Annotated in this window: 9 protein-coding genes; 5 read left to right on the forward strand and 4 right to left on the reverse strand. The window is 53.3% G+C overall.

Annotation, left to right across the window (positions count from 1 at the left end; genetic code table 11):
• From VFS25_RS11340 to VFS25_RS11355, 4 genes are all read left to right on the forward strand, one after another.
• Positions 1-1379: eCIS core domain-containing protein (locus VFS25_RS11340; protein WP_326462257.1), on the forward strand; the 1379-nt coding region annotated here is incomplete at its 5' end.
• A gap of 3 nt (positions 1380-1382) precedes the next feature.
• Positions 1383-1727 (forward strand): hypothetical protein, encoded by a 345-nt coding sequence (locus tag VFS25_RS11345; protein WP_326462258.1) that lies wholly within the window; start codon positions 1383-1385, stop codon positions 1725-1727.
• Between the two features lie 4 nt (positions 1728-1731).
• Positions 1732-3681 (forward strand): eCIS core domain-containing protein, encoded by a 1950-nt coding sequence (locus tag VFS25_RS11350; protein ID WP_326462259.1) that lies wholly within the window; start codon positions 1732-1734, stop codon positions 3679-3681.
• 12 nt (positions 3682-3693) lie between these two features.
• Positions 3694-5319, forward strand: coding sequence for a hypothetical protein (locus tag VFS25_RS11355; RefSeq protein ID WP_326462260.1), 1626 nt, complete (start codon positions 3694-3696; stop codon positions 5317-5319).
• 3 nt (positions 5320-5322) lie between these two features.
• Here VFS25_RS11355 and fdhA read toward each other — a convergent pair whose 3' ends face one another.
• Complete coding sequence (gene fdhA, locus VFS25_RS11360; RefSeq protein WP_326462261.1) at positions 5323-6516, reverse strand: formaldehyde dehydrogenase, glutathione-independent; 1194 nt, start codon at positions 6514-6516, stop codon at positions 5323-5325.
• Between the two features lie 152 nt (positions 6517-6668).
• On the opposite strand from fdhA, the gene VFS25_RS11365 reads away from it, so the two are divergent.
• A complete protein-coding gene (locus VFS25_RS11365; protein WP_326462262.1) occupies positions 6669-7607 on the forward strand; it encodes an AraC family transcriptional regulator in 939 nt (312 codons plus the stop codon).
• A 139-nt stretch (positions 7608-7746) separates the two neighbouring features.
• On the opposite strand, the gene VFS25_RS11370 is transcribed toward VFS25_RS11365, so the two are convergent.
• From VFS25_RS11370 to VFS25_RS11380, 3 genes are all read right to left on the reverse strand, one after another.
• Positions 7747-9864 (reverse strand): OmpA family protein, encoded by a 2118-nt coding sequence (locus tag VFS25_RS11370; RefSeq protein ID WP_326462263.1) that lies wholly within the window; start codon positions 9862-9864, stop codon positions 7747-7749.
• A gap of 26 nt (positions 9865-9890) precedes the next feature.
• Entirely contained in the window at positions 9891-10859 is a 969-nt protein-coding gene (locus tag VFS25_RS11375; RefSeq protein ID WP_326462264.1) for a type IX secretion system membrane protein PorP/SprF, read from the reverse strand.
• A 20-nt stretch (positions 10860-10879) separates the two neighbouring features.
• Positions 10880-11905: gliding motility-associated C-terminal domain-containing protein (locus VFS25_RS11380; RefSeq protein WP_326462265.1), on the reverse strand; the 1026-nt coding region annotated here is incomplete at its 5' end.

An 11905-nucleotide genomic window follows, 5' to 3' on the forward strand; every position in this document is an offset into this window, starting at 1 on the left:
AATACAAAATTATGTTCACCAGCAAGCCCGGTTTTAATGAAGGCAAGGCAGCGGCAGTACCCGCAGCCGCTGCACATACGCCGTTAACAGTAGGTGACGAAAATTCGCCCCTGGAGGCCGAAGCAGATGCGCTGGCCAATAAGGTAACGCAGGCTGCCGACCCGCAAACCGCGCAAAGAAAATGCGCTGCCTGTGCGGCAGAAGAAGATGTGCAGCGCAAACCACTCGCCTCTTTTATACAGAAGAAGGAAGCGGAAGGCGGCGCCCCTGCCGGCGATGCTGTTTCTGAGCAGATCAACAGCTCAAGAGGCAGCGGCGAAAAAATGACCTCCTCTACCCTTGGGTTTATGGAAAACCGCTTTGGCGCTGATTTTTCAGGTGTAAGAATACACCAGGGGAATGATGCGGCGCAGCTTTCGGACACATTGAATGCGCAGGCGTTTACCGTGGGCTCGGATATTTACTTTAACAGCGGTAAATATGCGCCGGAAACAACCGAAGGCAAACACCTGCTGGCGCACGAGCTTACACATGTGCTGCAGCAGGGCAGCGGCGCCATGCTGCAACGCGCGCCTATAAAAGATCCCGGCACCTCCAAATCAGCAGCCGGCCAGTTCGATCCGCTGGTAGGCATATACACCGTAGCTCCCGGCGATACGCTCAACTCCATTGCAACCCGCTTTGGCACCACCGCCGCCACCATTCAGAAGAACAACCCGGATATTAAGAACATCAACAAAATTTCCGTTGGACAAAAGATATTTTTACCGGACCTGATCATACCGCATGACCCCACCGGCATGAAGCACAAGGAAATTTCCCTGGATGATTATGTGAAACGGTGGGAAGCAGAAAAAGGCCGGCCCATTACCGCTCCCGAAAAAACAGAGCTGGAAAGGGGCTGCGTAGGCATCAGCAGCGTTAACACCGGCAAAGACCCGCTGGATAACCTGGACAACTGTTTCCAGACGTTTGAACAATCGCTCAAATTTGCCCGCGCTAAAAATGAAGCTATTAAAGCAGCCGGCGACAGCAAGAAAAAGAAAGCCGTTATCTTCTCCATGCGCTTCTGGTCAGGCGGCAAGCCTTATGCGCCCGATCCCATCGGTAAAATAGATATGACGGATTATGACAGCCGCCTTGCCAGCGGCGATGCCTGGCGGCCGGACGACGCCTTCGGATCAGACTATATTAATTTTGATTTCGGTTATTATGATGTAGATTCAGGAATGTGGTGGCACGCCAATCATGCGCATGATCCCGGGCCACTGCCGCATATGGGCGATATGCGCGCATATGAAAGCTCACTGGACTACTACTCAAAACCGCTGCTGGACTTTGATAAGCAGATCTTTTGCGTAGTGGTTAAAACACTTTAACTTATGTATAGATTATACGTTGCACTGCTTGTGATCTATTCATGCATTCCATCCAAAAACAAACAGCAAATGAACCAGGATAACCCGATTAAGGTAACCGGTACTGCATTAAATGCAAAGGCAGGCGCCGTTGTAAAAACAGAAGAAGGCAGCTATTACATTCATGAGCTGTCCAGCTGGCCCGATAGTGTGTATAATAAAACAGTGGAAGTAACCGGCGACCTGTATGTGGTTGACCGCTCGCAGGACAGCGGCAAAAATGCCGCCGGCAAATGGACGCAGTCCATGAGAGGCACACAACATATTATACAACATGCGCAGTGGAAGCTGGTAACAGAAGAACGATAAAACAATGTCTGCACACATCCGTCAGTCAACCCCAAATCCCAGTGCCCCTGCAGCTGCAACACCTGTTACAGCCATGGTGAGCGAACCGCAGCCGGCATATGACATGGAACCGCTGCAATGGCTGCCTATCCAGCGCTCACTCACTGTTGGCGCGGTAGATGATCCGCTGGAGCAGGAGGCGGATGATATGGCCGGCCGAGTAATGCGTATGCCCCAACCGGCTTTTATACAGCGTAAATGCGCGCATTGCGAAGCCGAAGAAAAAGCGCGGCGCAAACCACTGGCCTCTTTTATCCAGAAGAAAGCAGCCGGCAGCGGCAATACACCCGCCAGCCAGGCCGTTACCAACCAGGTAAGAGCCACGCAAGGCAGCGGGCAAGCACTGCCTGCCGCTACCCAAAGCTTTATGGAAAGCCGCTTTGGGGCCGATTTCTCCGGTGTGCGCATTCATACCGGCTCCTATGCATCGGAGTTGTCCACCACGCTGCAGGCGCAGGCCTTTACGGTAGGCAACGATATTTATTTCAACGATGGCAAATTCTCGCCGGAAACCGATACCGGCCGTCACCTGCTGGCGCATGAGCTTACGCATACCATACAGCAGCAGGGCGCTGCCACCATCCGCAGGTTTGGATCGGATGAGCACCGCCGTATAGGCGACAGCGCCGTAAGCGACCAGGCGCTTATTACCTCATACGGGCGCGTTTCTTTTGGTGAAATGATTGCCATGGCCGGCGACTATTTTGAAAGTATTGAGGAAATAGCCCAGCTGGCGGAAAGCTGGGGTACGTATGGGCGCGAGCAGATAGACTATGTATTGTGGAAGGTAAACCCTACCCGCACCCGGCCCAGGGTATCGCAGGCCGCCATTGATGCGGTGGAAGAGCGCTATAACCGCCTGGCTGCGCGCAATGAAACACACTTCTCCACCGGCAGCTCACCAGGCAACAGTAACCGTGAACGTTACATAGCCATACATGCCAACGCCATGATAGATGCTTTTGCCGAAGGTTTGAACCCGCTGGTGGTAAGGCGCTGGACCTGGGAGGCGCGGGAAGGATTTGCCCAGCACTTTTTAACCGATGCATTTTCCGCGGGGCATGTGCGCACGCGGCGCGGCGAAATACAGCGGCATTGGAACGGCATGTACCCCAATTTCGTAAACAACATGATACGGATGATTGCCTGTTATATGGCCAGCCATATCAATGAAAGGGATAACATCGGCTATATTATGACAGTGGATGGGCTAACCGACGAGATAGCGCCGGTAGTGCGCAGCATGGGCGGCACCACCTTAACATCTTTCTCCATTGGCGATCTTATTTCAAAAGTATTGCATGATGCAGATAATGCAGGACTGGATGTAGTGAGCAGCCGGGGGCCTGCAGGTTCCACCGCGGGATCGCCTTTCCACTGGCGGGCCGTGGGCGATGGCTTCCTGTTCCCCTCCGCGGGCGCTGCCGCCACCACTGCACAGCAACAAACGCAGCAAATGCTCAGGGAGGCTATTACACTTAGCTTCCAGGAAGGCAGGCAGGCTTACAGCGCCGGCGCATCGGGCGATTTCACCCGTGGACGGCAGCTGGCCGACCCGGCCAATTTCAGGGCGCCGGCATTATTCCCTTCGGAAGATACCAGCTCCACTACCAACCCCGCGTATGCATGGCGTGCAAGTGACCTGCCATCGCTGCCCGCCAATATAAAAGCGCTCATCAGGAATGCCTTTGCACCCGGGGCCGACATCCGCGCAGGGCTGGATGCGCTTACAGTGCCGTGCATTACCACCCGTATGCACTTTGACCTGCATACCGGCGACGCCTTTAATTGTTTCAGGAACAAGCTGATTGCAGATCCGTGGGGCACCATATTGGAAATTGCGGCAGGCGGCAGCAGCCTATGCCCGCCCAACCAGGACGATCCGTGCCCCGCCATGCGCAATGCCTGTCCGTAATAATTACATGATATGTCAACACATGCCTCCATATTATCACCTGCGCAGGCAACACCGGCCGCAGCTCCCACGGCGGCGCCAGAAACAGCGCCCGAGCCGCTGGAAGCACGGCCGCTGCCCATACAGTGCCGGCTTAATGTTGGCGCGGCAGATGATCCGCTGGAGCAGGAGGCAGATGATATGGCAGGCCGCGTAATGCGTATGCCCCAACCGGCTTTTATACAGCGTAAATGCGCGCATTGCGAAGCCGAAGAAAAAGCGCAGCGGAAGCCGATGCCCGCATTTACACAGCGCCAGCCTTTTATTCAGCGGCAGGAAGTACCGCCACCGCGCCCGCCCACCACACCGCACGATGCGTTTATGCGGATGATCGAAGACATTGTAAGCCAGGAAAACCAGGCAAGGCTCGAAAGAACACGGGTAGTGCGCGAGCGCGTGCTGGAACCGTTAACCGGGGCCCACGCCGATGGCACCAGCTTTATTAACCGCCTGCACGGACTTACCGCAGAAGAGGCGGACCTGCTGGTGCACGATACTGTTTTCTGGGGCACCATACGCCGCTACTTCCGCGGCAGCAGCTTATGGGCAGTGTACACCATTGTGCAGTTTAACAACCACCTGCCGGAGCCGCACCTGCGCCTGTCGCTGGCAGTAGCCAGCCACAATGCGCGCCTGCTGGCTGATGTGCTGAGCATTGTTGTACTGCTGCACCCCGCCACCTATGACCGCGATATGTACTTTAACATGCTGCGTGAGGTAGTGGTAACAGCGTTCAGCAGCCACCCGCTGCAGCCTGAGCTGCTGCGCCTGATCGACCACCGCGATGACGCCAACATCAGCCAGCGGCATACCGGCAGCTATGAAGAAGCGCATTACGAGCGGCCGGCAGGCGGCGGCAACTATGCATTGCAGCACTTTACCGGGCAGATTTCCGCCAACAGCTATATTTCAGGCACAGAATGGCGGATTATTGTGCGTATGCGGTTTGTAGACGGGAATGATACAGCAGCCTGCCCTGCCACAACAGCACCGGGCTGCGGACCTTTTTACTTCATGGGCGCCAATGCCGCTGTTTATACCCGCTGGATGGATGCCATCACCAATGTATGGAACGGGCATTTCCATATCAGCAACGGCACGCAAACCTATAATGTAGTATTTGTGCCTTTGTTCCTTTCAGAGCCCGATCCTGATGCTGTAACCATTCGTGTAATGACCAACAACACCTTACGCTGCAATGCAACACTGGTGCCCGGCCGTTCAGAGCAAACCTGCTGGTTCCTGAATGTAGGCAACGGCACGGTAGCCCATGAGTTCGGGCATATCATCGGCGCATCGGACGAATACCAGCTGCCGGGCAGCAATGCAGAAATAGCGGCCGCTTTCCCTGGCATGAGCGCGCAGGACCGGTCGCTTTCCAGCATGGAAGGCATGACGGGCACCGCACAGCCTGTACCGGACCTTACCAGCGACGCCGCTGTAATGGCCAACCGTACAGACACTATCATGGGTAACTCCCACCACTCTACCACCGTGCAAACAAGGCATCTTACGCGCCTGATGGGATTATTGAATGCAGGCCTGCCCGCAGGCGCCCGGCCGTTTGTATTAAGAACAGGCAACCGGCCGGCCCGGTGAGGGTCAGTTGGCGCCTACCAGGCCGTTGGGGTCCAGCACGAATTTTTTGGCAGCGCCTTTATCAAAATCATTGTAGCCGCGGGGCGCATCGTCCAACGTTATTACTTCCACATTCACGGCTTTGGCAATTTTTATCTTATCATACAAAATCGCATTCATTAATTGCCGGTGATACTTCATCACCGGGCACTGGCCGGTAGTAAAAGAAAGCGACTTGGCCCAGCCCAGCCCCAGCCGCAGGCTCAGGTTGCCTGTTCTGGCGGCATCTTCCTTTGCGCCCGGATCGTCTGTTACATACAATCCCGGAATACCAATAGCGCCGCCAGCGCGCGTAATTTGCATCGCAGCATTTAATACCGTGGCAGGATGCTCTGCACAGCAATGATGCCCGTGGCCTTTTGCCTCAAAGCCTACACAATCCACTGCAGCATCTACCTCCGGCACGCCGAGGATAGCGGCAATCTGGTCCGGCAAAGGCGTATCGCTGCGCAGGTCTACGGTTTCACAGCCAAAGCTTTTTGCCTGGTTCAAACGCTCGGGTATCATATCGCCTACTATTACCACGGCAGCGCCCAGCAAATGGCAGGAGGCGGCACACGCCAGGCCTACCGGGCCGGCGCCGGCAACATATACCGTGGAACCCGGGCCTACGCCTGCGGTAACAGCGCCGTGGTAGCCTGTAGGAAAAATATCAGACAGCAGGGTAAGGTCGCGGATCTTAGCCATCGCCTGGTCTTTATCCGGGAACTTCAGCAGGTTAAAGTCGGCATACGGCACCATTACATATTCGGCCTGGCCGCCTACCCAGCCGCCCATATCCACATAACCATATGCAGCGCCGGGGCGTGCGGGGTTTACGTTCAGGCAAATACCGGTTTGCCCGGCCTTACAATTGCGGCAACGCCCGCAGGCAATGTTAAATGGCACAGATACCAGGTCGCCGGGTTTAATAAACTCCACATCGCGGCCGGCCTCTATTACCAGCCCGGTGATCTCATGCCCCAGCACCAGGCCTGCCGGCGCAGTAGTGCGGCCCCTGACCATGTGTTGATCGCTGCCGCAGATATTGGTGGAAACGATCTGCAGGATAACACCATGCTCACATTTGCGGTTACCCAGCGCCAGCTTTGGAAAATCAATAGACTGTACTTCCACTACGCCAGGTTTGATGTACACGACACCCCGGTTGTTGTTCATAAATTCAGATAATTTTAAAGGTGAAGAAAACGCGGAACTTTCTATCCAAACTTCCTGTATTCCTTTTCCTTTACATAACACTTTAATACATTTTCGATAACACTATCGTACAAATATGGGCCGGGAGTGCCTGAAAAGTTCTAAATTGAAGCATGGTGCAGCCTATTCCCCATATGCCGCCTGCCGCAGCGCAACGCCGCGTGTACAGCTATGCGCATTGCGAGCTGCATCTTTTTGAAACTACCCGGCAGGCCGCAGCCGTACCGCTGCAGTTTAACCACCTTACGATCATGTGCATGATGCGGGGTAAAAAGGTAATCCGCATGGAGCGCGCCGCTCCTTTTGTTTACCTGCCCGGCGAGTCGCTGGTAGTACCTGCGCAGCGGCCTATGCTGGTTGATTATCCTGATGCCGGTGTTTGCTCGCCTACCCAGTGCACAGCGCTGATTATGGAGGAAAGCTTTGTGCAAAAACACCTGGACCAGCTGGACGCACAGTACCACACACCCGAAAGCAGCCACCACTGGGCCTTACCTATGGACAGCTGCTTTTTCCTGTACAACCCCGAAATAACCGCCACTATCAATAAGATCGTGCGCCTGAGCCAGGAGCATACGCCCATGCATGAGCTGCGGGTTGATCTTTCCCTTAAAGAGCTGCTGGTATTAATTGCACAGCAGCAGCATCTTTCCCAAACACAGCAGGGAAATGCATACATTGCCAGCTTTGGCCGTTTTGCACAGGTGCTGCAGTTTATTAAACAACATCTTTCAGAAAAGATCAGCATAGCGCAGCTAAGCCGCATAGCATGCATGAGCCGCACCAATTTCTTTAAGGCATTTAAAAGCTACCTGGGACTTTCCCCTGCCGATTATATTGTAAGGGAACGTATAAACCTGGCCAAACAGCTGCTGCATGATCCGGGGATGAGCATTGCTGAAACAGCGTACCAGAGCGGGTTTAACAATATACCTTATTTTATAAGGCAGTTCCGGAAACAGGAACAGCTTACGCCGGGCAGCTACCGCGCAGCGCTGAAAAGCAATAACCATTGCCTGCCGGCTCTCCTTCCGCTGCATTCCAATTCGTAATTGGCCACCGTTACCTACCGCTTACGCTGAAATATAAAAAGCTCCCCGGAGGGAGCTTTTGTAATTCGTAAACACGAATGGAAAAAAGGCCTGCGGGACTTTGCTGCCTGACAGGTCTGAACAAAAAACGGTGCTACTATCAGTCTTTAAGTATTTTGAACTCTGTTCTCCGGTTTACCTGGTGTTCTTCCTCACTGCATTCAACCCCGTTTTTACAGTCGTTCAGCAGCCTGGTTTCGCCATATCCTTTAGCCACCAGCCTATGCTTATCAATGCCTTTGCTGATCAGGTAATTTACAACAGCCTCTGAGCGCTTCTGCGACAGCTTCATGTTGTAGGCATCATCACCACGGCTGTCTGTATGCGTACGCAGCTCAATTTTCATGCGGGGATGGTCCTGCAGCAGCTTTATGAGGTTATTCAGCTCATCGGCCCCTTCCGGCCTCAGGTTGGCCTTATCAAAATCAAAGTACACGTTCAGCACCTGCAGCCGCGGTGTTACCGGCAGTATGGGCAGGTACAGATCCTGGTGAAGGGTGGCGGATGATGTTAACCCTTTGGTGCTGGCTTTTCTCTCGTCCCACATATAGTTTTCCTTTTGGCCGTGCAGCATATAAACGGTAGCGGTATCAAGGTCAAAGCGGTAATGGCCGGCTTCATTGGTTTGCACGGTTGCAATGTCGCTCTTTGCTGTAAACAAGGTTACTTCCGCATTTTCCAGCGGTTTTTTGGTTTCTTTACTATACACAGTGCCTTCTACGGCAAAGGACAGCAGAACAGCAGGCTGCAGCGCCGGCAGCTTAGGCGGCCCCGCCGGTTGTTTGCCTGCAGGTTCTATTGCTTTCGCAGTATCTGCCGGTTGTTCATTAACCGGCACTATTGTTCCCGGAGTATGCACCAGCTGTGTAAGCGTTGTATCGGGTTCATCTTCCGGCGTACCCGCAGGCATTACAGGCGGCAGCTTGGGGTACACGCGGTAAATATCGTCCCCTCCTTTTCCGCCCGGCCGGTTTGACGACATGTACAGCATGTTGCCAAATCCATCCAGCGTAAAGGAAAAGTCGTCCTGGGGAGAGTTCACCGGCGCCTGCATGTTAACAATGGCGCCCACACCGGTAATCGGCCCGCGGTAAATATCCAAACCACCCAGGCCAATGCGGCCATCGCTGGAAAAGAACAGGTGCCCTTTGCGGTCTATAACAGGGCAGCGTTCATTTCCGGGGGTGTTTAACCAGGTAAGGTTCTGTGGTTTGGTCCAGCCGTTCCCCGTGCGTAAACAGCGGTAAAGATCTGTACCGCCGCTGCCTCCCGGCATATTGGAAACAAAGTACAACGTATCGCCGGTAGGGGTAATAAAAGGATCGCCCACAGAATAGGCGTTTACGTTATTATACATAAAAGGCACGGGCGGCATCCATTGTCCCCGGCCATCTTTCCGGCTGCTGTATATTTCTACGTTAATTGTTTTTACTGCGCCGCCGCCCTTTATTGCGCTGCGTGGTATTTCGGTGAGCGTAAAGAACACCTGCCTTTCATCTTCCGTAAAGGAAGCAGCGCCTACATGGTATTGGGTGCCGGCATTAAACGGGAAAGCGGTCACACTATCCTCCCCGTTTTTATAGTACAGGCGCAGGTATTGGCTGCCTGTCCAGCCATATACGTCTTTATCGGGACGGTTGGCAGCATCAAAACGCAGAAACGGTTTATCCTCCTTTTGCGGCCGGGCGGCCATCCGGTCCGAGGTAAACACCACGCCGCCCTGGTAAGGCACTGCCGCCCAATCGGCATACGGCGTATTCAGGTCCTCCATATTTTCCACGGTAATAATGCTGCTGGTATTCATCCATTTAGCAGCGGAGTCGCAGGAGGCCAGCCAGCTATGCTTTTGATTATCCGTAAGCATGCCGGCGGTATCGGTATCAATATATTTGCGGAACTGTTCTTTTGCTTCTGTATACCGGCCATTGTTCTGCAATGTGCGCGCATAGTACAGCAGGTTTTCCGGCCTGCTGCCCTCCATGCCGGTGGTAACGGCATACCATTTCTGCGCCTGGTTGTAGTTGTTGGTAAGGCGGTAGCAGCTGGCCAGCCGTTCCGCGGCATGCAGCGTAGGCTTTTTACTGTATGCCTGCTCATACAAGGTGATAGCCTTGCTATAATTATAAAGCGCGTACTGGTGGTCGGCTTCCTTTAATATGTACTGGGCCTGTGCCCCTGCGGCCAGCAGCAGCAATAGCCCGGTGAGGTATGTCCTCATTTGAAAAAACGGTTTCATGCAATCATTTAAAATACGCGTGGCGTAGCCATACGCACATCCGGTTTTGAAAATGAATAGCCTATTGATATTTCATGGGAGCCATGGCTATAGCTTTCCAGCGGCCCTACAGAGAAATCATAGGCATACCCCACACGGAGATTATTAACAGGGAATATTTCAATGGCCGCAACCGCGGCGTTACGCTTCATCAGCACTTTCTGCAGATAATCTTTATCATACAATTTTAAACCCGTACGGTAAGAACCGCCTACCCATATCTTATCCTTAAACAGTAAAAAAGCATTCAGGTCAATACTGGTAGGGCCGCCCCTGTCATCCCTCAATAAGAAAGAAGGTTTAAACTGGATGGCTTCACTTACAGGCAGCAGCATACCCGCGGTAAGATAGTAGTGCGGCTTGGGCTGCGGTATATAGATGTAATGCGATTTATTCATGTGGGGCGCTATCAGGTTGTCAACTGAAAAACCTGCATAAAGGCGGTCATTTGAAAAGAACACGCCTGCACGCGCATCCGGCACCAGCGTGCTTTGGGTGCCGGCGGGCATATCCAGCTCGGGATCATTGGAGCTTAGCAGCGCGCCATTAATGCCCAGCTGCACCAATCCGCCGCTAAGGCCAAAGGCCAGGCGCGAGCTGCCATTTGCATTCAGGCGTATGCGGTATGCATAGCTGGCATACGCGCCCTGTGTGCTTTGCGCGCCCAGCTTATCACTGGAGAGCTGTAAAGCCAGCCCCACGTTCCCTTCATTGGCAATCGCATCTACCGCCACAGAAAAGCTGCGGGGCGCTCCTTCAATACCGGTCCACTGGGCCCTGTAAAAAGCATGCACGTTCAACACTTCTTTATAGCCGGCATAGGCAGGGTTAATATATATCCCGTTAAACATATACTGGCTGTACTGTGCATCCTGCTGGGCAAAAGTGAGCTTTCCTAGCAGCAGCAGCAAACCGGTGAATATGATACCTTTTTTCATATCAGCTGTTTATAAGAATATTAATGTTTGAATGAGCGGATCAGGGTAGTATAACCTTTCAGCACTTCCCATCCCGAGCCACTGGTTTTCTTAACACGCAACAGGTAATAGTAGGTGCCTTCGTTCAGGCCATTGCCATACCAGTTGTTCTGGTAACCTTTCTGGCGGTATACTTCGTTCCCCCAGCGGTTAATGATCACCAGCTCATTTTCTACGTACTGGTTCAGGCCACGTATTTCAAAAGCATCGTTTTTACCATCGCCGTTAGGCGTGAACAACGTGGGCACTTTAAGATCAGAGAACGACATACCCAGTTTTACAGTAGCCACGTTGGTGATGTACCCGTCCACATCCTGCACCTGGTAAGTGAAGCTGTCCTCACCGCGGTAGCTCACTTCAGGGGTATAGGTTACGGAACCGTCTTCCGTGTGCACTATTACATGACCGTGCAGCGGCTGGGTGATAATAACTACGGAACCTTTATCAAATGCAGCATGACCGGCATCATCGTTATCCAGTATGGGTATGGTCACCGGGGTGTTTACCCTGGTAGATGCATCATCGTTTACCGCTACCGGCGAGTGCGATACGGTTGTTACAGTGGGTGCATCATTGCCGTCACCAGTACCGGAAACGTCGGTAATAGTGGTATTTACCGGTGTTTGGGCGCTCACGGAGGCCGAGTTGGAAACGCTGCCTTTATCACGGTCGGCCTGGGTAAGTGTGTAAACGGCCGTTTCTGTGATCACAGCGCCGGGCAGAAAGTTGCCGGTATATGTTTTATTCAATCCAAGCATCAGGTCTGTTACGGTTACATTATGCAGGGTAACATTACCGGTGTTGGTAATCGTGAAGGTGTAGGTAATGCTGATACTGTCTGCACGCACCACGCCTGTTTTTACCAGGGTGATGGCCGGGTTGTTGGCCATGCCTACTGCAACATTCACGGTTATGGCAGTGGTACCGCCGTTGCCATCACTAATATTAACCGTAAAGCTGTCAGGACCGGTATAACCAGCTGCAGGCGTGTAGGTATAGGTGCCGTC

This window comes from Chitinophaga sp., assembly GCF_035761305.1.
Taxonomy (GTDB): domain Bacteria; phylum Bacteroidota; class Bacteroidia; order Chitinophagales; family Chitinophagaceae; genus Chitinophaga.